This window comes from Streptosporangium sp. NBC_01755 (assembly GCF_035917995.1).
Classification (GTDB): domain Bacteria; phylum Actinomycetota; class Actinomycetes; order Streptosporangiales; family Streptosporangiaceae; genus Streptosporangium.
In genome coordinates, this window is the sequence record NZ_CP109131.1 from 4,977,758 (window position 1) to 5,001,137 (window position 23,380).

At 69.2% G+C, this 23,380-nt stretch carries 22 protein-coding genes; 4 read left to right on the forward strand and 18 right to left on the reverse strand.

Annotated features, from left to right (window positions below):
* Positions 1-54 precede the first annotated feature (54 nt).
* Together OG884_RS23815 and OG884_RS23820 are read right to left on the reverse strand one after the other, a co-directional pair.
* Positions 55-1,467 (reverse strand): SEL1-like repeat protein, encoded by a 1,413-nt coding sequence (locus OG884_RS23815; RefSeq protein WP_326636313.1) that lies wholly within the window; start codon positions 1,465-1,467, stop codon positions 55-57.
* A gap of 100 nt (positions 1,468-1,567) precedes the next feature.
* The gene (locus OG884_RS23820) at positions 1,568-2,779 is read right to left on the reverse strand and encodes a sulfite exporter TauE/SafE family protein (protein WP_326636315.1); all 1,212 of its coding nucleotides are present in this window, start codon (positions 2,777-2,779) and stop codon (positions 1,568-1,570) included.
* A 539-nt stretch (positions 2,780-3,318) separates the two neighbouring features.
* Here OG884_RS23820 and OG884_RS23825 point away from each other — a divergent pair.
* A complete protein-coding gene (locus OG884_RS23825; protein ID WP_326636317.1) occupies positions 3,319-4,149 on the forward strand; it encodes an NAD(P)-dependent oxidoreductase in 831 nt (276 codons plus the stop codon).
* On the opposite strand, the gene OG884_RS23830 is transcribed toward OG884_RS23825, so the two are convergent.
* The 9 genes from OG884_RS23830 to OG884_RS23870 all read right to left on the reverse strand — a co-directional run bounded on the left by OG884_RS23830 (position 4,128) and on the right by OG884_RS23870 (position 14,967).
* The gene (locus tag OG884_RS23830; RefSeq protein WP_326636319.1) at positions 4,128-5,351 is read right to left on the reverse strand and encodes an ATP phosphoribosyltransferase regulatory subunit; all 1,224 of its coding nucleotides are present in this window, start codon (positions 5,349-5,351) and stop codon (positions 4,128-4,130) included. The two genes, OG884_RS23825 and OG884_RS23830, sit on opposite strands and share 22 nt — an antisense overlap.
* Before the next feature lie 29 nt (positions 5,352-5,380).
* Positions 5,381-6,709 (reverse strand): histidine--tRNA ligase, encoded by a 1,329-nt coding sequence (hisS, locus tag OG884_RS23835; RefSeq protein WP_326636321.1) that lies wholly within the window; start codon positions 6,707-6,709, stop codon positions 5,381-5,383.
* A 93-nt stretch (positions 6,710-6,802) separates the two neighbouring features.
* Positions 6,803-7,942, reverse strand: a complete 1,140-nt coding sequence (locus tag OG884_RS23840; protein WP_326636323.1) for a glycosyltransferase — start codon at positions 7,940-7,942, stop codon at positions 6,803-6,805.
* On the reverse strand, positions 7,939-8,844 hold the full coding sequence (locus OG884_RS23845) for a pantoate--beta-alanine ligase (RefSeq protein ID WP_326636325.1): 906 nt from the start codon (positions 8,842-8,844) through the stop codon (positions 7,939-7,941). Before OG884_RS23845 ends, OG884_RS23840 begins: the two co-directional genes overlap by 4 nt.
* Positions 8,845-8,880: 36 nt before the next feature.
* The gene (locus OG884_RS23850) at positions 8,881-10,713 is read right to left on the reverse strand and encodes a B12-binding domain-containing radical SAM protein (RefSeq protein WP_326636327.1); all 1,833 of its coding nucleotides are present in this window, start codon (positions 10,711-10,713) and stop codon (positions 8,881-8,883) included.
* A gap of 274 nt (positions 10,714-10,987) precedes the next feature.
* Positions 10,988-12,181, reverse strand: coding sequence for an IS701 family transposase (locus OG884_RS23855; protein ID WP_326636329.1), 1,194 nt, complete (start codon positions 12,179-12,181; stop codon positions 10,988-10,990).
* A 285-nt stretch (positions 12,182-12,466) separates the two neighbouring features.
* A complete protein-coding gene (locus tag OG884_RS23860; protein ID WP_326636332.1) occupies positions 12,467-13,111 on the reverse strand; it encodes a Uma2 family endonuclease in 645 nt (214 codons plus the stop codon).
* 84 nt (positions 13,112-13,195) lie between these two features.
* Positions 13,196-13,843 carry a response regulator transcription factor gene (locus OG884_RS23865; protein ID WP_326636334.1) on the reverse strand — a complete coding sequence of 216 codons (648 nt, stop codon included), beginning with the start codon at positions 13,841-13,843 and terminating at the stop codon, positions 13,196-13,198.
* Positions 13,840-14,967 (reverse strand): sensor histidine kinase, encoded by a 1,128-nt coding sequence (locus OG884_RS23870; protein ID WP_326636335.1) that lies wholly within the window; start codon positions 14,965-14,967, stop codon positions 13,840-13,842. The genes OG884_RS23865 and OG884_RS23870 overlap by 4 nt, the downstream gene beginning before the upstream one ends.
* Before the next feature lie 131 nt (positions 14,968-15,098).
* Between OG884_RS23870 and OG884_RS23875 the strand changes: the two genes are divergently transcribed.
* On the forward strand, positions 15,099-16,934 hold the full coding sequence (locus OG884_RS23875; protein ID WP_326636336.1) for a gamma-glutamyltransferase family protein: 1,836 nt from the start codon (positions 15,099-15,101) through the stop codon (positions 16,932-16,934).
* Here OG884_RS23875 and OG884_RS23880 read toward each other — a convergent pair.
* Positions 16,868-17,143: a hypothetical protein gene (locus tag OG884_RS23880; RefSeq protein ID WP_326636337.1), complete on the reverse strand. Its 276-nt coding sequence runs from the start codon at positions 17,141-17,143 to the stop codon at positions 16,868-16,870. The two genes, OG884_RS23875 and OG884_RS23880, sit on opposite strands and share 67 nt — an antisense overlap.
* 209 nt (positions 17,144-17,352) lie before the next feature.
* Positions 17,353-17,529 carry a hypothetical protein gene (locus OG884_RS23885; protein WP_326636338.1) on the reverse strand — a complete coding sequence of 59 codons (177 nt, stop codon included), beginning with the start codon at positions 17,527-17,529 and terminating at the stop codon, positions 17,353-17,355.
* A gap of 132 nt (positions 17,530-17,661) precedes the next feature.
* Between OG884_RS23885 and OG884_RS23890 the strand changes: the two genes are divergently transcribed.
* Positions 17,662-18,489 (forward strand): SURF1 family protein, encoded by an 828-nt coding sequence (locus tag OG884_RS23890; RefSeq protein ID WP_326636339.1) that lies wholly within the window; start codon positions 17,662-17,664, stop codon positions 18,487-18,489.
* 29 nt (positions 18,490-18,518) lie between these two features.
* Complete coding sequence (locus tag OG884_RS23895; protein WP_326636342.1) at positions 18,519-18,830, forward strand: DUF3817 domain-containing protein; 312 nt, start codon at positions 18,519-18,521, stop codon at positions 18,828-18,830.
* A gap of 132 nt (positions 18,831-18,962) precedes the next feature.
* Here OG884_RS23895 and OG884_RS23900 read toward each other — a convergent pair whose 3' ends face one another.
* The 5 genes from OG884_RS23900 to OG884_RS23920 form a co-directional block, all read right to left on the reverse strand.
* Entirely contained in the window at positions 18,963-19,154 is a 192-nt protein-coding gene (locus OG884_RS23900) for a hypothetical protein (RefSeq protein ID WP_326636344.1), read from the reverse strand.
* 232 nt (positions 19,155-19,386) lie between these two features.
* A complete protein-coding gene (locus OG884_RS23905) occupies positions 19,387-19,722 on the reverse strand; it encodes a hypothetical protein (RefSeq protein WP_326636345.1) in 336 nt (111 codons plus the stop codon).
* Complete coding sequence (locus OG884_RS23910; protein WP_326636347.1) at positions 19,719-19,850, reverse strand: hypothetical protein; 132 nt, start codon at positions 19,848-19,850, stop codon at positions 19,719-19,721. The genes OG884_RS23905 and OG884_RS23910 overlap by 4 nt, the downstream gene beginning before the upstream one ends.
* A gap of 80 nt (positions 19,851-19,930) precedes the next feature.
* Positions 19,931-21,502: a serine/threonine-protein kinase gene (locus OG884_RS23915; protein ID WP_326636349.1), complete on the reverse strand. Its 1,572-nt coding sequence runs from the start codon at positions 21,500-21,502 to the stop codon at positions 19,931-19,933.
* Complete coding sequence (locus OG884_RS23920; RefSeq protein WP_326636351.1) at positions 21,495-23,309, reverse strand: hypothetical protein; 1,815 nt, start codon at positions 23,307-23,309, stop codon at positions 21,495-21,497. The genes OG884_RS23915 and OG884_RS23920 overlap by 8 nt, the downstream gene beginning before the upstream one ends.
* Positions 23,310-23,380 lie beyond the last annotated feature (71 nt).

Sequence of the window (23,380 nt, forward strand, 5' to 3'; positions counted from 1 at the left end):
GGACGCGGGCCGCACGGCATCGGTCACGTTGACCGGGGGAGCGCACGGCATCGGTCACGTTGACCAGGCGGAGCGCAGGGCGCGAACGGTGACCAGGGCCTGCTCGACCTCCGCCGGGGTCGGCCAGGGAACACCGCCGGGACGGAGCAGCGTGGCCCGGATGGACGCCAGGTGTTCGATCGCACCCGGTGACAGACCGCTCCGTTCGGTCAGCCAGGCCGTGACGTCCGTGTGGTCACGCAGCGGCCGGGTGACGAGATCCCAGGTGCCAAGGAGCTCGGTCAGGTCGCCGATCCTCAGCGGGGCACCGCCCCGCCGGGCCACGGCGGCCGCGGCCAGCTCGGCGCGGGCGACGAGTTCGGGTTCGGTGGCCCGATCCCAGAGGGGGGACGGCGGATCGGACAGCCACCGCTCCGCCTCGCGGGAGAAACCCGCGGCCGACAGCAGCGCGGCCAGCTCGACGGCGGCCCTGTGGTGCCCGGCCTGTGCCGCCTGGCGGAACCAGTGCTGCCCGCCCCGCAGGTCGCTGTGCTCGGCGATGAGCAGCAGACCGAAATTGAAAGCGGCCTCCGGATCACCACCCGCCGCGGCCCGGCTGAACCAGTGGCCGGCCCCACGCGCGTCGCTCATCTCCACGCACACGAACCCCGCGGTCCGCTGGTCGTCGATCCTGCCGGTGCAGGCGGCCCGCTCGAACCAGGCGCGAGCGGTGCGCAGGTCGCCGAGGGAGAGCGCGATGCCGCCGAGCTGGGACGCGGCTCCGGGGTGCTCGTTCCTGGCGGCCAGCCGGTAGAACGCCTCCGCCCCCTCCGGATCACGGTTGGCCTGCAGGAACAGGCCGAGGTGGTAGGCCGCGTCGGCGTGACCGCCCCGGGCGGCCAGCTCCCACCAGCGCAGCGTCTCGTCATCCTCGCCGGAGGCGTAGGCGAGAAAACCCAGGTCGTGAGCCGAGGCCAGATCGCCGTCCATCGCGGCCCTGCGGTGCCACTCCCCGGCGGACTTCGCCTCGCCGGCGTCCTCGCAGAGCAGCGCGAGCCTCCTGGCCGCGGCACGGGAACCCGCCCTTGCCGCCGTCTCGTACCACCGCCGGGCGGCCGGGGCGTCGCCGTGCTGGTCGAGCAGGAGCGTCGCCAGGTTCACCGCGGCCTCGACGTCGCCGGCGTCGGCCGCCAACTCGTACCACCTCGCGGCCTCCCCGGGGGTGCCGTGCTTCTCGTGCCAGACACCCAGGTTGTAGGCGCTGTCGAGGTTGCCCGCGACCGCCGCGCGCTCCCACCAGTGCCGCGCCGCCGAGCGGTCGCCCCGCTGCGCGAAGTGGCGGCCGAGCAGGTGAGCGGCCTGCACGTCACCGCCGTGCGCGGAGAGCAGCAGCTCCGTCTCGCCGTCCGTGTCGTTCTCGTGCTCAGTGCTCCGGGGGGTGGGTATCAGCCCCGCGCTCGCCTCCTGGTCGTCAGGCCACCACCCCATGTCCCCCTCCTTGCCGACGGCACGCAGCCGACAGATCACAGAGTGCCATGTAACCGGCCGACAGCGGAGGGTAATCATGGACTTCCGCCTCGCGTCCGGCTCAGACGAAGTGCACGAATCCCATGTACATCCCCATCGAGCAGATGTAGCGCAGGGAACCCGCGCCCCGTGCGCCGAGCCGCACGGTGGCGGGGAGCGCCACGTCGCGGCCGTCGATCGTGAGCGTCCGGTTGCAGCCGGGGTCGCCTGCGAGGCGGAAGACGAGTTCGGTGGGCACTCCCGCGCGGGCGGTCACCACACCGGGACGGTAGCCGTCGCGGGTGGCCCAGATCTCGATCCGCTGCACGCCGCCGGTGCGCGTGGCCGTTCCCGCCGGGCCGTCCGGGGCGCCTGTCGGGCCGGCTGACGTCGTCCCTCGCCGGCCGCCCGTCATCTCCGCCGGGCCGTCCGTTGCCGGCACCGGATGGCCCACGGCTGGCGCCGGGCCGCCGGATCCGGGCAGCCAGCCTCCCAGGCGCAGCCCCGAGGAGACGGTCCACAGGCCCGCCGCCAGCGCGACGACCCCCGCCAGCGCCGCCAGCCTGGTGGCGGCGGCCCGCCGCAGGATGAGTCCGAGCAGTGCGAACGCCGGTGCCGTCCCGGCCACGAACCCCGCCATCACCGCGGCCCCGCCCAGCGCCGACCCGCTGGAGACCGCCACCATCTCGGTGCTGAGCGTCACCCCGCACGGCAGCAGGACCGTCGCCGCGCCCAGCGCCACCGCCCTGGGCGCGGGAGCGGTGATCCGGGAGAAGGCTCCGCGCCGGGGGGCGGCGTCGCGCCGGGGGGCACGCCCGTCCGCAGCCTCGTCGGGGCCGTGTTCACCGCTCGACCCGCCGCATCCCTGAGCCTGTCCGCACTCGTGCCCGTCCGGTTCGGGTTCGCGGTCCCGCTCGCGGCCGAACGTGCGGATCCCGAAGATCATGACCACGATCCCGGCCACGACGAGCAGTGCGGCCCTGAGCTGAGGACCCAGCTGTACGGCGGACCCCACCAGCCCGAGCAGGATCCCGGCCGCCACGTGGGAGCCGGAGCGCCCGGCCAGGAAGAGCGCGACGGCCGCCGGGCTCGACAGCCCCGCGGCGAGCCCGCCGCGCCCGCCGGAGCAGGCCGATCGGCCGCCGGAGGAGAGCCCGGTGAGCAGGCCGCCCTGCACGGCCGCGCACGAGGTGGTGCCCGCCACCAGCCCCGCGGCGAGCCCTCCGGCGAACAGTGTGGCCGCCCCCGCGCTCAGCGGACATCTCCGGTATCGCTCCAGATCCCCACGGAGCAAACCTAATCCCGCCGGAGGTCAACCGACAGTGACATTTCCTTACCCGGCGCTCATGCCGCCCTTACCGGACGTTCGGCCCCCTCCCGTCGGGAGCCGATCGCCATCCGGCACCGGCCCGGCTCCCGGCCCGGTCGGTGAACACGGCTAGAGTCGGCGGGCTCTGATCGAGAGTAGATCTGCCACGACCCCAGCCTGGCATCCGCCACTGACAGAATCGACCGGTCGCGAGGTGCCATTCGGGGGCGCGGTAGAGACCAGCCTTTCAAGCCGAGCTGCAGGAGGCACTGCGGTAACGAAGAGGGGCAGGTAGATGACGGGTACGAGGACCGTGACCCCGAGCGAGCCGTGCACGCCGTTACACTCACAGCTTGCCTCGAAAACGAACTTCTCCCCGGGCCTGCCGCATATGGCAGAGTGCGGCCATGACGGCACCCCTGGTTTGGCTTCCGGCTGATCTGATCACCCGGGTGAGGTCTTACACAGCCCTTCGGATCGAGACCTACCCGGGTCCGCAGGGATTGAGGAGGCAAGAGTCGAATGTGGAGATCTTTGTCTTGCCGCATCCCGCCGACGCGGGGAGCCTCGATTTGGTTTCCACCATGCGGAGGCTGAAGTTCCTGCAGGCTCTGAGCTCAGGCGTCGATCACGTGATCGCTGCTGTGCCGGAACATGTGCCCTTGTTCAACGCCCCGAGTCTGCATGCAAGAGCCACGGCTGAGACGGCGATGAGTTTGCTGCTGGCGTCGTTGAACAACGTGCCGGCGTGGTCGGAGGCCCAGCGGCGTGGGGTGTGGTCCGATCCAGGTCCGCGAGTTGGCCTGGTCGGCAAGACGGTGGCCATTCTGGGGTTCGGCGCGGTGGGGCAGGCCCTGGCCGGAATGCTCGCGGGCTTCGATGTGCGTGTCCTCCCCGTGGCGCGTCGTTCCCGGCCCGGTGTGCATGGGGTCGTGGATCTGCCCGAGCTGGTCGGGGGTGTCGACGTGCTGGTCGTCTTGGTGCCGTTGTCTCATGAGACGCGAGGGTTGGTCGATCAGGATCTGCTGGGGCGGATGAAGGACGGCTCGCTGCTGATCAATGTTGCCAGGGGGCCGGTGGTCGACTCCGATGCCCTGCTTGCCGAGGTCTCCTCCGGCCGCCTGCGTGCGGGTCTGGATGTCGTCGATCCGGAGCCGTTGCCGGACGGTCATCCGTTGTGGGCCTGCCCCGGCGTGCTGATCAGTCCTCACGTCGGCGGTAATACCCGGGACTTCTGGGATCGCGCTGCGGCGTTCGTTGACGAGCAGCTCGAACGGTTCGTGCTCGGTTCCCCGCTCCGGCATCCGGTTGAGCGGACGGGGCAGCGGGATGGTCAGGTTCGGCCGTTGGCTTGAGTGGCCAGCCAACCAGCCAGATCCGTTCTCGCCACCCTGTGGTGCCGGCCGTCCTGGTCCCGGATGGTCAGCAGCGAGTCCGCCAGTTCGCGTTCGCCGATGAGCACGGAGTACGGCACGCCCAGCCGAGCAAAGTCCCGTAGATGCTGCCGGAGGGGCTTGGAGATCAGGACGTCCCAGACGGCGATGCCTTGGCCTCTCAGTTCTCTGCAGATGCTGTCAGCAATCTTGATCATCTCGTCATGGGGCTCGGCGAGGAGGGCGATGACGGCCGGTGGCACCGCGACTTTGGGGCCTTGGAGATCAGCGAGCCTTTCGAGGCCGATGACAGCGCTGTGAAGGCTGGTGGGTGTTCCGATGAACGCCTCGGCGAACGCTCCGTAGGAGCCGCCGTCTCCAAGGAGCCTCGGCTCGTTGTCAGGTCGCAGCAGGAATGCGGTGCTGTCGTGGAACTCGCTGGCGTGCAGCTCGGACAAGTCGATGATCGCGTTCATTCCGCGGGCTCGAAGCTGTTCGGCCAGGGAGTGGCAGGCGGCAACCTGTTCTGATGCTGGTCCTCCGTTACGGAGGAGTTCGGCACCGGAGGGGTCAGCGACGAGTTGCTCAGCGAGGAGGACTGCGGCGTCATCTGCGCCAGATTCGTGGAGGAGGGACGGCCGCTGTGATGCGTGAGCCGTTCGAAGGCGGTTGAGCACACCGCTGAGTTCGGGTGACGCCGTCCCGCTGGCGATCAGGCCCCGCCATAGGCCGGGATTGGAGAGGGTGACGGTAAAGTTGAGCCTGCCCGTGAGGAAGTCGGCAAGCGTGAACAGGAGACGGGCGGTGGCCGCCTGGTGCTCTGGCGGGGTGAGCCTACGGAAATGGACCTCCATGAGGCCCAGATGGTGGAAGTGCCGACGTGGGCGGCGCTCGTACCGGAAGACCGGGGTGCAGTGGGCGATCCGCTGGTCAACGGCCTTCCGTCCTGCGGTGAGTCGGAGGAGGGAAGGAAGGCTGTCGGAGACCAGGGCCAGTTCGCGGCCGGCTCGGTCAGGGAAATGGTAGGTCCGCTCCCCCGCCGCGTGGTGCCCGGCGGTGAACGTGTCCGCGAAACCCACAGGCGGTACCTCGACAGGCTGGAACCCTGACAATCGACAGGTCTCAAACCAGTCGTGACGAATCTGATTGTGGGCTTCCGCGAGCTCCGGGGTGACGTCGTGCATCCCCCGGGGGAGGCCGAGGTGCCGCGAGGTCATGGCTGCGTAGGCCGTGACCAGCTCTCGAGGTCGGCGGGGGCCTGTTCGCCGCTGGTCATGTCCTTCACCTCGTGCGGCTTGCCGTCTTCGAAGGGCGGGAACCAGATGAACGGAATGCCCTTGCGGGAGGCGTAGCGGATCTGTTTCCCGAGCTTGTCGGCCTGGTGGTAGACCTCCACCTTGAAGCCGCGGGACCGGAGCTGGGCCGCGGTGGCGTTGGCCAGCTTGGAGCGTTCGTCGCTGGGCACCACGACCAGGAGGTCGCTGGGGCTTTTCGGCCCGTCGACGGGCAGCAGCCCTTCGGCCAGGAGTTTGGCGAAGATCCGGGTGAGGCCGATGGAGATGCCGATGCCGGGCAGGCTGCGGCGGATGAACGTGCCTGCGAGGTTCTCGTACCGGCCGCCGGAGCAGATGCTGCCGTAGGTCGGGTAGTCGAGGAGTTTGCCCTCGTAGACGGTGCCTGTGTAGTAGTCGAGGCCTCGGGCGATGGACAGGTCGGCGCAGATGCCGCCCTCGGGCAGGTCGGCCAGTGAGTCCAGCACGAACGCGAGTTCGTCGAGGCCCTCGGTGAGCAGGTCGCTCTTGGGGCCGAGTGCGGCGATCTGCTCGACGACCGAGCTGTCGGTTCCGCGGATCCGGGCGAGGCTGAGGCAGGCTGTGGCTTGCTCGGCGGTCAGCCCGACCTGGGTGGTGAGGATCTGGGCGACTCCCTCCTCGCCGATCTTGTCGAGCTTGTCGGCCGCGCGGATGACCGCGATCGGGTCGTCGATGTCCAGACCCTCGTAGAAGCCCTGGAGCACCTTGCGGTTGTTGATGTTGATGCTGAACGGGCCTACGCGCAGACCGGTGAGGATCTCGTGCACGATCCGCGGCATTTCGGCGTCGAAGTGCAGCGGCACGCTGTCGACGCCGATCACGTCGATGTCGCATTGGGTGAACTCGCGGTAGCGGCCCTCCTGAGGCCGTTCACCGCGCCAGACCCGCTGGATCTGGTACCGCTTGAACGGGAAGACCAGGTCGTTGAAGTGCTGGGCGACGTAGCGGGCCAGCGGCACCGTCAGGTCGAAGTGCAGACCGAGACGGGCATCGCTGTCGTCTTCGCCGCCCTGAAGGCGACGCAGGGTGTAGACCTCCTGCGAGGTCTCGCCTTTGGCCAGGAGCGCGTCAAGGACCTCGACCGACGGGGTCTCGACCGAGCAGAATCCGTACCGCTCGAAGGCGTCGCGAATCTGGTCGAGCCAAGCCAGTTCGATCAGACGGACCTCGGGAAGCCACTCCGTGAATCCGCTGATGGGGGCCGGCCGGACAATCTGCTCGTCGGTCATTCCGGGTGATCTCTTCTCGTCTTTGAAGGTGGACGGGAGCCGGTACCTACCTTGAGCGCGGCACCGTCCAAAGTCTAAAGCCCACCTGGTGCATCACGATGACCATAGTGACCGACAGTGATCAAAGAGGTCCCGTGCTTGGTCGCGGACCGTGCCGTACCAGTCGGCACGTCCCTTGATCTCGTGGTGATGCCCCACCACACGACTGAGGAACAGGGTCTCCAAGAGGCTGATGGGGATCTCTCGATGCTGGTCCCTGATCCATGCGAGGAGGACCTCCCTCCACAACGGCCAGGGCAGACCTTGAGGCAAGGCACCCGAGGAACTGCGCTCCCGCAGCTGGTCGGTAAGGGCCTCGGGCAGATGGTTAGTGGCTCCTGTGCCGAGGTCGGCCGCCAGGCGGAGACTGGTTTCTGCTGCGAGCTGGGAGATGTCCGCGTCTTGTGCAGGGACAGGTCGGCTGTCACCGGCTGGAGTCGCCATGGGTGCGGCGTCGAACCGTTGCGGAGGCGGATGCCCCAGCCTGAGGCGGCAGCGTTCCTGGAGAGAGATCGCGACCTCCGCGAACTTGGGTCCCATTCCGAAGCCGCCGGAGAAGCTGCGTAGCTTGTTGCGGCGCCGTTCCTGGAGCGGGACCATCCGCCAAGACGACGACAGGGCCACGGATGCGACGAGGGCGTCGACGCCGAATCTGTGCGCGCTGTCCGTCCAGTTCTGATCGAGGACGAGCTTCGCACCGCGGCGGCTGAGGGCGATGTCGCCGCAGAGCGGCTCCCGGAGATCTGCTCCGAAGACGCCGGCGAGCATGGGATAGGCGAGTTGGTAGGTGAGGTCGCCGCCGTTCCAGGTGGGCGGGCGTAGCGGGAAAGCGAAGTCGCTGTCCGAGGCGGCGATGATCAGTTTGTGGATCCAGGAGGCGGGCACGCCCCCGAGATCCGTGTCGACCATCACACCGATGTCGAACTCGCCCTCATCCAGAAGCCGGAACAACGCCTGCCAGTTCGTACCCTTGCCGGAGGCATGAGCGGTGGTCAGTACCCGCTTCGGATGCTGGGTGGCCGTGGTCAGGAACTGTTCCGCGGTTCTGTCTGTGGAGGAGTTGTCTGCGTTGACGAGCAACGCGGTGACCGGGAAGGGCGCCGCGCTCAGAGCGGCATCGATGTCCCGGGTCACGGTCGCGATGGTCTCGGCCTCGTTGAAGCTGGGGAGGCCGACCAGGATCCGGAGCGTCATGGCTGATCACTGACTGAGTCGATCCAGATCACCTCTGGTGAGTGGGCGAGCTCATCCGCGGTCCTGATGCACAAGCCGTCGAAATGGTAAAGGTCTCCGTCCGTCACCGCGCAGTGCAGGATGAACGGTGGTCCTTCGATGGTCGTGACCGGCCCGAAGGTGTGGACGTCGACGACCGTGACGTAGAGGACCTTGAACGTCGACAGGCTCTGCCGCAGGAGAGAACGGACGAGGGAGACGACTTTACCGGGATCATGTTCGCCGTTCTGGACGGCCTGGCGGCCTGCTTCCAGCGCCGTGTAGATGCTTCCGACCTCTGCGAGCCGCTCCGCGGGCAGGAAACGCAGCCGGGAGGAGAGGGGGACTCCGCTGCCTCTCAGCCGGACGCAGGGGACGTGCCTGATCTCGCAGTCGATCATGAGGTCCTGGGTGGCACGCTGGACCAGCAGGGCCTGTTCGATGTCTTTCATTCCGAAGTAGCTGGCCGTCGGGCGGCACAGGGAGATCCACCGGATGGCGCCGGTGACCTGGCCGCGTGAGGCGAAGTCGAAGACGGAATTGTTGAGCCGTTGGTGGCGCTCGCCCTGGTCGATGAAGGTCGCGTACTCCGGCGGGTACATCTCCTGGTCGTCGGAGGAGATGACGATGGTGGCACCGCGGGACTCGGCCAGGGCGATGTCGGCGTCGAGGTCGTACTGGTAGACGCTGCCGGGAAAGAGCTGGATCCGGTTGGGGTAGACCGTCACGATCGTCTGATCGTTTTCGTTCGCCGACCGCTGGATGAGTTCGCCGTGGGCGTTGTGCAGCGCGCCGAGCGTGTGGATGGAGCCGATCGACTGACCGGTTCCCCAGAGCTCTCGCAGGATCGGGCGGGCGTCGGCGACGGACTTGATGTGCAGCAACGCGCACCTCTCGGCAAAGGGATCTCGGTAGACGATTCAGGAATGGGGAGAGACCTCGGCAACCTGCCCTCCCCAGCGAGCGGACAGGTCGATGGCGTCGTTCAGGTGGTCGGCGAAGCCCGAAGGATGCCGCACGCGGATCTTGACCGGCACGCTTCGTCTTGAGGGCCTTGTCGGAACGGACCCGCTCAGCAGGGCCTGCGCTGCGGCGTGCGTGTCGTAGGCGGCTTCGAAATGGCTGTCGGCAGTTGGAGCCGAAGCTCGTGCTTCGAGGTCGGCGCGAGGAAGCAGCGTGGTGTCGTGGAGCGCGAGTTGTCGGCACGTGTCCCGAAGCACGGTGTCGTCGATGAGGTGATCGAGAAAGGCGATCAACAACTCCCGGCTCTCGTCACGGTCGGTGTAGATCGCGCTACGGACTCGGCTACGGAGGATCCGGTGGAAGTAGCACTCGGCGTGGATCTCATCGAAGGCTTTGGACAGGACCCGGCCGAGCCGTCCCTCTTGCCCTGCGACGAAAGCCGGAAGTGCGTCGAGGACTTCGGTCGGCCGCAGACCGGCCCAGTGGGCCATGCCCCGGACGGTCGTGCGGGCCCAGCCGGAGCCGATCAAGATCTCATCCGCGAGCAGGAGTCGTAGGCCGGCCCGGTTCTCTTCGATGTCGAGGGTGGTGTGCTGGAGGACTCCCTCGTAGTCGACCGAAGGATCCGGGCGGATCGTGATCAGCCCGAGCTTCTCGCGGTCAGCGTCATAGCTGGTGTTCGGCAGGATCCACAGCGGGTGGATCAGCAGGCTCGGGAAGGACAGAAAGAGTTCGTCATAGGCGGCCCGGAACTCACTCAGAGTCTCGCCGGGGAGCCCGAAGATGAGTTCTGCGCCGACATGGCCACCGGCGGCGATCACACGCTGGGCCATCGCGGTCATCTCCGAGCGTCCGAGCTCTGACCTGCCGGCGAGTTGTAAGGCGGGACGGCTCATCGTCTGCAGCGCCAGGTACACGTTGGTGTGGATGCCCCCGGCCTGGAAGACGGCCAGAATCTCCTCGACAGTTTTCGCGTGGTTCTTGGCCCAGTTCACATGAACGGTGTGGGGAGAGCCGTGCCGTTGGAGCGCTCGCACCAGCATGTGGGCGACTTCCACGTCTTGGCGGAGGATGCCGAAGTTCGCGTCGCAGAGGAAGATCGTGTCGATTCCGGCACTGCCGATGACGTCGATCTCTGTTTCGAGCCGATCAGATGCGGCCTTCGTCAGCTTCTGGCCCACGGCTCCGCCCCAGTGGCAGAACGCGCAGTGATACGGACATCCCCGGTTCGTCTCCCACAGCGCGACGTCGAACTGTGTCAGGTCCAGGCCCGGCCGCAGGTAGGCAGACGGTGTCTCGTCGAGGGACGCCATCCGAGGTCGATCAGCGGTCGCGACGACCGTGCCTGACTGCCGGAAGGCGAGACCCTCGATGTCCGCCCACGCGGGAATGCCGTCGCGGATCGAATGGACGAGTTCGCATATCGTCCGTTCGCCCTCCCCGGTGATCACCAAATCCAGTTCCGGGAGTTCACGAAGCCAGCGTTCGCCCTGGTGGGACACGTGGTTGCCACCGAACACGATGACCGCGTCGGGCAGGAGCTGGCGGAGGGTGGGCAGCATCTGCCGGTAGGCGATCACGTTCCAGCCCTGGCAGGAGAAGCCCAGAAGATCTGGTTGGGCTGCGCGGATCTCTTCGATGATCGAGGCAAGGCTCGTACCCGACAGGAACGTGTGGAGGGAGATCTCCACATTGTCCCTGAGCCGTTCATCGCCGACCAGAGCCGCGTTGAGCAGCATGATTCCCAGGGGCGTGTAGGCAATCTTCGTCTCGCCTGAGAGATCTACCAAACTGATCCTGAATTCACCGGCGGAGGTCACGTCGATTTCCCCGGATCCTTGGCGAGCAGAGCGGCAAATGCCTCGACCTCGTACTACATTCGCAGATCTTGGGGTAGTGGGTCGCCGCGCCTTCGGTAGTGGCTGATCGGCGCGCGGGCTTGGTGGAGTCGGCGGAAGCGTGACCAGGCCAGCACATGCTCGACGCAGGTGACGGCGGCGAGCAGGGTACGGGCGAGCAGGCGGCGGATCTCGGCCAGGGAGAGAGGGATCAGCCGCGGTGTCGTCAGCTGCTCCTCTCCTTCGTCCGTGGGTCTTTTCCCAGGCGGGCGCGGGTGACGGCGAGCCAGGCCAGAGCGAGCATGGAGGTGGTGACGTGCCGGTGGAACGGGGTCCACTTGCGGACCTGGTACTCATCCAGGCCGAGCAGGTCCTTGCCGGACTCGTTGTTCTCCTCGATCTTCCAGCGCATTCCGGCAACCGAGATCAACTCCGGTACGGCCGTGCCGGCCGGGGCGTGGGCCAGGAAGAACTTCACCTCGGCCGGGTTGGATATCGAGCGGCGCAGCAGCAGGGTATGGGTGAATCCGGCAGCGGGCGCCTGGTCGGTGACCGTCACCGCGATCGCGGTCCAGTCATACACGCGGGCGCCCTTGGTGCCCGCCCCGCACGAGCGGCGTTCCCACACCGACCTCTTCCCCAGAGCCAGCAGCCGATCCAGGACATGGCCCGCGCATTCGCTCTGTCCGCGCACCCCGACCAGGGGAAGATCGACCGGCACCGCCAGCACGTAGGCGACCTCACGCCGATGGCAGAACTCCCGCAGGTCCGGGTCGCGGCCGTAGCCGGCGTCGGCGGCGAAGTAGTCCAGTCCCACTCCGGCCGCCAGTTGCCGCTCCAGCATCAACGCCATCAGCTGCGGCTTGGTCAGGAAGTCGCGGTCTGCGGGTACTCCGGCCCGCGCGCGCCGTTCGGCGTCGGCGGCCCAGCCCTGGGGGAGGTACAACTCTCGGTCGATGAAGGCGTGCCCGCGCTCACTGGCATACGACAGCATGCAGATGACCTGGCAGTTCTCCACCTGACCGGTCAACCCGCAATGCTGGTGGGCCACCCCGACCGACCGATCCCCTTTCTTGATCACAGCGGTGTCGTCGCCAACGAGCACGGCCGGCCCGCCACCCGCCGCCTCGGGCCGCAGACCGGCCACGACGTAATCCCGCACCCGGTCGCGCAACGCGTCGGCGTCCCACTTGGCGCCGTTCAACAGCCACTCGATCCGATACGCCGTGCCATGCCCGACATGATCGGCCAGCTGCCAGGAGTTCTTGCGGGCCACATCGGCCAGCAGGCCGCGCACCAGATCCGCGAACGTCGCCCTCGGCTCCGGACGGGTGAACAACGGCCCGGCGATCTCCTCACTCAACTCGCGAAGATCTTCCTCCCAGGCCACGATCCGATCGTAGGTGATGATGTCCATCATCCCTGGTCAACGGGCTACACCCGGCACTCATTCCATGATCTACGAATGTAGTACCGGGGTCACGTGCGGAATGCAAGGCGAGGCGGTGTCCGTGAGCCGTTTCGTGCCCACCCTCGGGCGTGTCCGCTCCCACGGATTCCAGAGCGGCAGGCTGAGGAAGCACCCGCCGGTGGGTCTGCGATCTCGTGTCCAACGTAGCCATCAAAACGCACCTCCCTGAGCTGACGGCCAGGGCTGGTCAACGCGGGGCTTCAAGGCGCGTTACCGCGCCTCAAGCCCCCTCCCTCAGGAGGGGGTCGTTGACACTGTGCCCTGGGCGGTCGCGAAGATCGACGTGTCGAGGGTGAAGTCGACCGGTTCTGGAATGTGCAGGTGCGAGCCCATCTCGACCCGGGTGGAGGTCCGGTACGCCCCTTCCTTGGGGTCGCTGAGGACCGTCACGGTGGCGGGGGTGGCCACGGGGTCGATGAGGAGCATCACGGGGACGCCGCCGGAGGCGTAGATGTCGGGCTTGCGGTCGCGGTCGTCGGTGACGCTTCCCGGCGACACGATCTCGGCCACCATGAGCAGGCCGGAGGAGAGCAGCTCGCGGTCGCCCCAGCGCGGGCAGTCGACCCGGGCCAGCACGAAGTCGGGAACAACCGGGTCATAGGACCCGTCGACGCAGACCGCGACGTTGCTCGTGTAAGCCTCCAGATCGCCATCCGTGATCAGTGGGTGGAGCCGTAAGGAAAGGAGCATCGCAGCTCGGGCGTATTCGGGGGTCCCCAGTGGGCTCACCACCAACCTTCCGCCGATCACCTCGGCACGTAACCCTGGAAGGGAGGGAAGTGCGTCGAAGAGCTCGCGCGGTGTGTGCGGCAGGGGTCGGGACGCGGTCTCGGGTGATGGCCGCAGATCCGCGTGGCGCCGTCGTAGTTCCATACCCATATGCCCCTCCGTGCTGTTGTGAACACGCTGAGTTTTCCAGAGTGAGGGGGTGAAGCGCGGAATTCTGGTGAAAAAGCGAGAGGATCAGACCCAGCCGGGGCGGACGAGGCCGGATTCGTAGGCGATGACGACGAGCTGGGCACGGTCGCGGGCATGGAGTTTCATCATGGTCCGGCTGACGTGGGTCTTGGCGGTGGCGGGGCTCATGCAGAGCTTGCCGGCGATCTCGTCGTTGGTCATGCCGGTGCCGACCAGGGCGAGGACCTCGCGCTCCCGGTCGGTGAGCAGGTCGAGATCGCGGCTGCGGTGCGGCTCCTTGGCACGGCTGGCGTACTCGGCGATCAGGCGGCGGGTCACGCCGGGGGAGAGCAGCGCGTCGCCTCCGGCCACCACCCGGACGGCCTGGATGAGCTCGGCCGGTTCGGTGTCCTTCACCAGGAAGCCGCTGGCGCCGTTGCGGAGGGCCTCGAAGACGTACTCGTCGAGCTCGAAGGTGGTCAAGATGATGATCCTCGGCCCGGGAGGCATCTCCCGGGTGGCGGTCAGCCCGTCCATGCCGGGCATGCGGATGTCCATCAGGACCACGTCCGGCTCGTGCTCGGCGGCCAGCCGCAGTGCCTGCGCCCCGTCCGAGGCCTCGGCCACCACGGTCATCCCCGGCTGCGCGTCCAGCAGGGCCCGGAACCCGGCCCTGACGAGGGCCTGGTCGTCGGCGAGGACAATCTTGATCATTCGGACTCCTCCGGGATCGGCAGCCGGGCCTCGACGCGGAAGCCCCTTCCATGGTGTGCGGCGGTCAGCGTTCCCCCAAGGGCCGAGGCCCGTTCCCGCATGCCGGGGACGCCGTTGCCACTGCCGAGATTCTCTCCGGGGGCGTTGCCGCCCGAGTCGGTGACCCGGAGGGTCAGCGCGCGGGGGCCGTAGTCGAGGGCGACCGTGACCGAGGCGCCCGGGGCGTGCCTGGTGACGTTGGTCAGGGCCTCCTGAACGATGCGGTAGCCGGCCCGGTCGACCCCGGGAGGCAGTGGCCTGACCTCGCCGGTGACGTTCTTGACGACCCGCAGCCCGCTGCGCTCGGTGAGCTCGTCGAGCCGGTCCAGGCCGGCGGTCGGGGAGCGGGGCGCGCCGTCGCGGAGCACGTTGAGCACCGAGCGCATCTCGGTCAGCACGTCCTTGGACGCCTGCTTGATCGTGGTGAGCGCGGTCCGCGCCTGCTCGGGGTGGTCCTCGATGAGGTGCAGCGCGGTGGAGGCCTGGACGTGGATGAGGGAGATGTTGTGCGCGAGCACGTCGTGCAGCTCCTGCGCCATGGTCAGCCGCTCCTCGCTGGCCTGCCGCCGCACCTCCTCCCGCTCCACCCGCTTGTGCTCGGCCTGCCGCTCGTTTCTGGCCCGTACGAACTCCGCCACCGCCAGTACCAGGCCCATCAGCGCGGCCATCGCGATGTTGTGGAACCAGCCGGGAGAGGGGGCGGGGGCGAACCAGGACGTGTAGACCACGAAGAACACGTAGGCCAGGCCCCATAGCGGCCAGGCCACCCGCCGGTGGCCGCCGACCACGGCGGTGTGGAACGCGATGATCGGGCTGAGGAAGACCGGGCCGTAGGCGTGGCCCAGGCCGATGAAGAGCAGGGTCGAGCCCACCGCGACGGCCACGCTGAGCGCCGGGTGGCGGCGCCGGACGGTCAGGGCCAGCGGCCCGGCCAGCAGCAGCACGTAGCCCAGCGGATCGAGCGGGACGCGGAGCATGCCGGTGTCGTGGATCTGCGACCACTGCACGCCGAGTGTGCCCGCGACCTGGAGGGCCCCCACGAACAGCGGTAGGAGAAGGTCGACCCAGCGGGGTTTGGCACGCACGCTCAGCACTGTACGTGCGCTTCCATAGCGGTTACGTCCGTTCAGTGAGGTATGTGGCACTACATCCCTTGGGTTAGGGAAGGGGCTGACAAGGCTCACCGGCTGAGTCAAGCTGTCTGCGGGAGGTCTTCATGATCAGTCGTCGCGTCGCCACCCCCCTGGCGGGGATCCTGGTGGGAAGTTCCTTACTGCTCGTCCAACCCGCGCTGGCATCTCCATCCGCGGTCTCTCCGCCGGTGTCGCCGCCGCCGCTGTCACCGCCGCTGTCACCGCTGCTGTCACCGCCGCTGTCGCCGCAGCTGGAGAAGAAACCCGTCGCCGAGGGGTCCGGCGGCGCGGTCTCGACCGTCGACCTCGACGCCAGCAAGGCCGCGCTGGGCGTGTTGCGCGAGGGCGGCAACGCCATGGACGCCGCGGTCGCCGCGGCGGCCGCCCTGGGCGTGACCGAGCCTTATTCGGCGGGGCTGGCCGGGGGCGGGTTCATCGTCTACTACGACGCGCGCCGCAAGAAGGTCCACACGATCGACGGCCGGGAGACCGCGCCGAAGGCGATGGGACCGACGTCCCTGGAGGGCATCCCGTTCGACGACGCCGTGACCAGCGGACTGTCTGCGGGGGTGCCCGGCAGCGTGGCCCAGTGGGAGCTGGCACTGCGCAGGTTCGGCACGCTCTCGCTGCGCCAGGCGCTGAAACCCGCGATCGACGTCGCCTCCAAGGGGTTCAAGGTCGACCAGACCTTCTACGACCAGACCGCCGCCAACGCCGCCCGCTTCAAGGACTTCACCTCCACGGCCAAGCTCTACCTGCCTGGCGGCGCCCCGCCGCCGGTCGGCTCCACCTTCCGCAACCCCGAGCTGGCCGACACCTACCGCAGGCTCGGCAGGCAGGGAGGGGAGTGGCTGTACGGCGGTGCCCTCGGCGCCGAGGTCGTGGCCACGGTCAAGAAGCCGCCCATCACCCCTGGCTCCACCCGTAACGTGCGGCCGGGGCTGATGGAGTTGTCCGACCTGAAGGCGTACCGGGCGCTCGAACGGCCGCCCACGAAGATGACGTACAAGGGCATGGACGTGTACGGCATGGCGCCGCCGTCCTCGGGAGGCTCGACGGTCGGTGAGGCGCTCAACATCCTTGAGGCCCTGCCCGAGGTCGGTGAGCACGAGTACCTGGAGGCGTCCAGGCTCGCCTTCGCCGACCGGGGCAAGTACGTCGGAGACATCCCCGGCGTCCCGCTGAAGGAGCTGCTCTCCGACGGGTTCGCCAAGGAGCGCGCCTGCCTGATCGGCGAGCGGGCGATGCCGCATCCGGCCGCGCCGGGCGCCCCCGACGGGGTGTACGGGCCGTGCCAGGCGGCGCCGTCCGCCGAGGCCGCCGAGACGGCCCCAGAGGTGGCGAAGGAGGGGCCGGAGACCACGCACCTGGTGGTCGCGGACCGGTGGGGCAACGTGGTCGCCTACAACATCACCATCGAGTCGACCGGAGGCAACGGCATCGTCGTCCCCGGCAGGGGCTTCCTGCTCAACAACGAGCTGACCGACTTCACCTTCGGCCCCGCCCCCGGTGACCCGAACCTGCCCGCGCCGGGCAAGCGGCCCCGCTCCTCGATGGCGCCGACGATCGTCCTGGCCGATGACAGGCCACTGCTCGCGCTGGGTTCCCCCGGCGGCTCGACGATCATCACCACCGTGTTGCAGATCCTCCTCGACCGCTGGGACTTCGGCATGTCGCTGCCCGAGGCGCTCGCCGCCCCCCGGGCCACGCAGCGCAACACCGCCCAGACCCAGGCCGAGCAGGCGTTCATCGATCGTTACGGCGCCGAGCTCACGCTCCAGGGCCACAGCCTCGTGCTGAACCCCGAGATCGGCGCGGCCACGGCTGTCGAGTTCCTGCGGAACGGGAGGCTTCAGGCGGTCGCGGAACCGACCCGGCGCGGCGGTGGCAGCGCGCTGGTGGTAAGCGAGCGCAGGTAGCCTCTCGCGGCGGTACACACGGACGCCCGGTGGCACGGCCCCGGCCGCGCCACCGGTTTCAGCGGCCGGGCGACCGGCGACAGGCCGTTCCTGCCGATGATCCGCTGCCCGTCCAGCGCCTCGACGACCTTGAAGCCGGTGCCGTAGACGATCACGTCGACCTCGAGCTCCTTGCCGGCCTCTGCCGTCGGCGACCTCTCCGGCGGCACAGACTTTCCCCCGGTTCCTGCTGTGGCGATGAGAGCGTTCCACGCTCGTTACTATTGGATTTCCTGTCTAATTTAGTGAGCGGTGGCCGCACCGTCCATACTCGGGGTGCGGTGAGTCTCATCACACCAACCGGTCGGCACGTTCCCGTCGCCCGGGAACGCGAAAAGCGCCGAGGGCGGTGCCGTCGGCGCTTCGTACCGTTCGGTTGTTAGAGCAGCAGGTATGCGGCCACGACGACGATGACCAGCACCGCGACCACCACGGCCGCCGTGATCGGCAGTGTGAGCGACCGCTTCTCGGGGGCGGCCTCCGGGTCCTTGCGCTGGGCGAACGCGCGGAACGCCTGGGTGTTGCCCGCAGGGTCAATCTGCTGAGGATCAGACATGGGGATGACTTTAGCGATATTGGGTGCCTCCCCAACACTGATTTGTCCACTTTCACGGGAAGGCCGTCCTCGCGCCGGGCCGAGGCGGGTGCTGAGGGCCGGACCGCCTACCGGGGCGGATAGCGTGGTGTCATGCTCCGGATCCTGTTCTCCGCCCGCGTGGTGGCGCTCCACCTGCTCGCGGTCGGAGCCCTCGTCGTGTGCGGGCTGCTGGGCAGGTGGCAGCTCGGCGTCTTCGAGGAGTCCGGTGGGCCCCGGGCATTGGTCGACCCCGCCCCCGTGGCGGTCACCACCCTCACCACGCCCGGAAAGCACATAACGGCCGATGCGGTCAGCCACAGGGTGACCGCGGAAGGCACTTTCGACGCCTCGAAGCAGCTTCTGGTGGCCGAGCGCGACGGGGGCCTGTGGTTGCTCACCGCGCTCGATCTCGGCGACGGAACCTTCGTTCCCATCGTGCGTGGCTGGGTGGCCACGGCGCAGGATCCCGCCGTGGCGGCCGTGCCCGAGGGCAGGGTGACCGTCAGCGGGCGGCTGCAGCCCTCGGAGGCCACCGACAGTGTCCAGCGCCGGACCCGGCAGCTGCCGCAGGGGCAGGTGCTGACCGTGTCGTCGGCCGAACTGATCAACCTCTGGCGGGACACGAAGCTGCGCAACGGGTTCGTGGTGGCAGGCGAGCAGTCACCGGCTCCCGCGGTCGCGGCCAGGCCGGTGAACGTCCCCCCGCCGACCGAGTCGGGGGTGCTCACCTGGCGCAACCTCGCCTATGCCGCCCAGTGGTGGATCTTCGGGCTGTTCGCGGTCTTCATGTGGTGGCACTTCGTACGCGACGCGCTGCGCGGCCGCGTGCGGGAGAGCACCCCCGGCTCCGGCTCAGACTCCGGCTCGGACTCCGATTTCGACGCCGGAGCCGCCGCCGCGCCCGAAACCCCCGCCCTGCCAGCTCACACCACCCCGTGAACCGAACCCCAAGACCGAGGTAACCGACAGTGGAATCCGCTCTCAAGCCCTTTCGCATCCTGGCCTACATCGTCGGCGTGATGCTGCTCGTCCTGGTCACCTGCATCGTGCTCAGGTACGGCTTCGGCATCGAGGAGCCCTCGAAGGTCGTCTCCCCGATCCATGGCTTCCTCTACATGCTCTATCTCGTGGCCGCGATGAACCTGGGCATGAAGGCGCGCTGGACGTGGCAGTACATCCTCGGGGTGATGCTCGCCGGCACCGTGCCGCTGCTCTCGTTCGTGTTCGAGCGCAGGGTCACCCGCCGGGTGGAATCAGAGCTCGCGACCGCCGCCGCCTGATCGGCCGGGCCCCTCGCGGTCCGGTCCCTGCCGGCAGGGCCCCTCGCGATCCGGTCCCCGTCGGCCCGGCTGTCGTGGCCCGTGGACGTGGGCTCGCGAGGCCGGGCCGCGACGGGTGGGACAGTCCTCGCGTCAGCGGCCGAGACCACGACGGCGGGCGCGCTTGAGCCGCTCGCGCTGGGACGGATCGAGCATCAGGTAGCCGACGACCGGGGCGGCGACGACGCCCAGGAGGATCAGCAGCGTCAGGAAACCCGGCAGGAACAGCCACGACAGGAACACCACTGCTCCGGCGCCGATCGCGTACTTCTGGATAGGCGACATCCTCAACATCCTCCGAACGCGGGGCGGACGCCCCGTCTGTATTTCATTGTGCGTCGCCAGTCCAACGTGTGGACACACCGCGCGGTTCCAGCCGAGATATATCGTGATTCCCGCTGCTCCGCCAGTGCCCTGAGCGCCGCCACGCCGGGGCCATCTCGTCCATCAGACTCTCCCGAGACGACCGTTCCGCCTGCCCGGCTGAGGTCAGGTCCGTTGAGGCCAGGTCCGGGGCTCACTTCTCCCGGCTGAGCCTTTCCAGGATCCACCGGGCGGTCTTGAGCGCGCCCCTGCTCGTACTGCCGTCGACGTCCTCGGCGATGCCGCGCTGGTACTGGACGGCGACCACGAGGTTGGCCGCACGGAAGACCACCGAGCCGGTGTAGGTCAGTTCGTTGGTGACCTCGTCGGCATATGCCTCGGAGCCGATCCCGGCCAGTGCCTCAGCCGGTTTGACGTGGGTGACCGGAGCTCCCACGTCCGTCCTGGTCCGTTCGCGGGTCTCCTTGAGGAACCTCGCGTAGGTGCGCCGGGCCGCCTCGTCGGAGACGAAGCCGAAGGTGGAGATCACCAGGCTGTACTTTCGGTGATCGTGACGTCGCGGCGGAGCAGCTCGTCGCGCGAGCGCCAGCTCGTGCCCGCGCGGTCGCGGCGCTCCAGCATGCGGTAGCGCCCGGCCAGAAGGCCGGGATCGGTCATGCGAACCCTCCCGGTCCGGTGTGCTGTCCGGTGTGCTTCTCGGCGTCGGTCAACGCGAGCCGTCCCGGCGGACGCGTTCCTCAGTCACGGCTGTTCAGCTCCTCGGAGACCTGGCGTGCGATCTTCAGAGCGTCCCGTCGCAGCGCGGTTCCGGCACGCTTTCCCACCTCCGACAGGTTGACCTCGACCAGCAGGTTGCTCACCCGGAACCGGATCAGGGAGTGGATCCGGTCCAGGGCGACGATGTCGTAGGAGAACGCCTCCGCCCCGACCCGGCCGATGTTCCTGAGCGGGCCTGTGGAGCCCAGGAGGCCGTTGCCCTGGTCGGCGATGGTCCTGGTGCGCTCGGAGACGAAGAACGCGTGGGCGGTGTCGGGGCCGCTCTTGCCGGGGGTGGGAGCCATGTGACCGACCGCGACCTGCAGCCTGCGGTCGGTACGGGTATCGCCCAGGGAGCTGTCCCAGCTGCAGTAGGGCTCGTGGCCCTGCCTGCCCTCCATGGGCAGCGGTGACGCACTCGGCACCGCGACCTCGACCTGGGACCCGGCCAGCAGCGTGCACGGGTCGGGGGCGGTGGCGAACCGGCCGGCGTCCGCCGCCCGCGGCGGTGTCCCGGACGTCTCGGACCCGCCCATGGTCAGCAGCCCCGTACCGGCCACCGCCGCCGTACCGGCCACCGCCGCCGCGACCACGGCCAGCGAGGCTCCGACGATCAGGCCGGTACGGCGCGGTCTGGCCGGTGCCGGGGCCGCGATCTGGAGTGTCGCGGTCTGGGGCGGCGGTACCTGCGGTGCGGTCGTCGGGGAGAGCGGTCCCGCGGGCAGTCCCTGGGCGACCTGCCGTAGCGCGGTGCGCAGCCCGGACTCTCCCGGTCGCTGCCGGGGCTCCTTGGCCAGCATGGCCAGCAGTACGGGAGCCAGTTCCCCGGCCCGGGACGGGAAAGGGGTGTCCTGGGTGAGCACCGCACCGATGGTGGCGACCGGCGTGTCACGCCGGAAGGGCCCCTGGCCCTCGACCGCCGCGTACAGGGTCGCGCCCAGGGACCACAGGTCGGCGGACGGGCCGTCGCCGGCGCCGCGCAGCCGCTCGGGGGCGATGTAGCCCGGGGAGCCGACCAGCGCGTCCGGTGAGGTGAGCTGGGCGTCGCCCTCCAGCGTGGCGATGCCGAAGTCGGTCAGCAACACCCCGCCGTCCTGGGCGAGCATGATGTTGGCCGGTTTCACGTCGCGGTGCATGATGCCCCGGCTGTGCGCGAGGGTCAGCGCGTCCAGCACGGCCAGGCCGATCACGGCCACCCGGTGCGGCGGGAGCGGTCCGCCGGCGCGGATCGCGTCGTCCAGCGAACGGCCCCTGACCAGGTCCATCACGATCCACGGGCGGCCGTCCTGGGCGATGACGTCGTGGACGGCCACGATGGACGGATGTCCGAGTCTGGCGGCGGCGCGGGCCTCGCGCATGGTGCGCTCCCGCATCTCGTCGCGGTGCGCCTGGGGCAGGTGCGGGGCGAGCGTGACCTCCTTGATCGCCACCTCGCGGTGGAGGAGCTCGTCACGGGCCCGCCACACCACGCCCATCCCGCCCGCGCCGAGCCGTGCGAGCGCCCGGTAGCGGCCCGCCAGCACGGGCAGCGGGCCGGACGCCGGATCACTCATCGGTCTTCAGGGACTCGGCGAGCCAGCGCGCGGCCTGCAACGCGCCTTCGGCGATCTTGCCGTCCGGGTCATCCTTGACACCGCCCCGCTCGTAGTCGACCTCGGCGATCAGGTTGCTGATCCGGAAGACCACCGTTGTCTTGTAGGACCCGCCGTACAGGTTGATGGAGTTGTGCCCGCCGGAGGTGAAGGCCTCCTCGCCGATCCCTCGCAGGTCCTTGGGCGGGGTCGGCTTGGGGGTGGCGAACTGGCCCTTGTCGAGGGTGTCCTTCTTCTTGCCGGCCAGATACTCCTTCGCTCTCGCGACCTCCGACCCGTTCTGCTTCTGGGCGATCAGCCGGACCCGCAGGTCGTACTTCTCCACGTTGGGTTTGCGCCAGTCGTACCGGTTGAGCCAGTCGCACGCCGAGTGTTCGACCTCCGAGCTGTTGAATCCCGGCACCAGCTGGTTCACCTGCTTGTCGTCGAGCAGGCCACAGGCCCGGGGCGCCGTGGCGAAGCGCCCCTTGGCCCCGGAGGGGGTAACGGAGATGTCGCCGTCGGCGTTGGCGAGCACCGAGGTGAGCAGGACGCCGATGCTGACCGCCATGCCGAAGAGCAGCACCCCGGTCAGTGCCACGACCGGCCGGGGCACGAGCACCCCCGTCGCCCGCGCGGAACGCCCGGTGGGCTCGTCCGCCATCTCCCGTGCCGCGTCGGGGGTGGGGACCAACTCGCGTGAGGTGGGGGTGTCCGGGGGGTTCGAGTGGGCTGGCGGGGGACCGTGCTGGAAGGGCCCGCCGGGGGGGGACGGGTCCTGGTGAGGTGAGCCCTGGGGAGGCGGGCTTGAGGGCGGGTCCTGCCAGGCGGCCGGTGTGTCCAGGGGAGGGAGCGGTCCCGGCCAGGCGGTCGGCGCGTTCGGGGCAGGGGGCGCGGCCTGTTGGGGGGCCGAGACGTCCTGGGGGGCGAGCCCGGCGGTGACTGTGGATATCTGCTCGGTCAGGTTCTTCCTGAAGGGCGTGGTCACCTCCGCTTCGGTGATCGAAACGGTCCCGCCCTCCTGCCCCCCGGAGGCTCCCGCCGTTCCTGGTGCTTCAGGGCCGCTGAGCGGTTGGGGTACCGGTGCCGCGAGGGTCGGGAAGGCCGCCTGCCCGAAGGCCGCCGGTGCTCCGGGAGCGGAGGGGCCGGAGGGGCCGGAGGGGCCGGAGGGAGCGGAAGGGGTGGAGGGAGCGGAGGGGGTGGAGGGGCCGGAGGGAGCGGAAGGGGTGGAGGGAGCGGAGGGGGTGGAGGGAGCGGAAGGAGCGGAAGGGGTGGAGGGGCCGGAGGGAGCGGAAGGGGTGGGTCCCGGAACCTGGGAGAGCGCACCCCAGGGGAGTGGGGGGGCGGGAGGTTCGGGACGGTACAGGGAGACGTCGAGCAGGGCATTGCGCAGGGTGTCGGGATCGGGTCGCTGGGTGGGGTCGCCCGCGAGAAGGCGGAACAGGATGGGTGCGATCGGGCCCGCGTTGTCCAGGGAGCCGCCCGGCGACGGCGGGCGGCCCTCGACCGCGGTGTAGAGGGTCGCGCCGAGCGACCACAGGTCGGCGGCAGGGCTGGTCACGCCCTCGGGAGAGGTGAAGAGCGAGGACGGCAGGGAGGGCGCGGTGAGGACGATCTGCTCGTACGGGCCGAGCAACACCGAGCCCGGTCGCACATCCCCGTGGAGCATGCCCTGCCTGTGTATCACCACGAGCTGGTCCAGCACGGCCACGCCGACCATCGCGGCCTGCTGCGGGGACATCGGCCCGAACCGGGTGATCACCTGCTCCAGCGAGCTCTGCTCGAGCATGGGCGGGCCCCCGGTTCCGGCGATCCCCGGCCCCGGCCCCGGCCCCGGCCCCGGCCCCGGCGCGGGGGCGG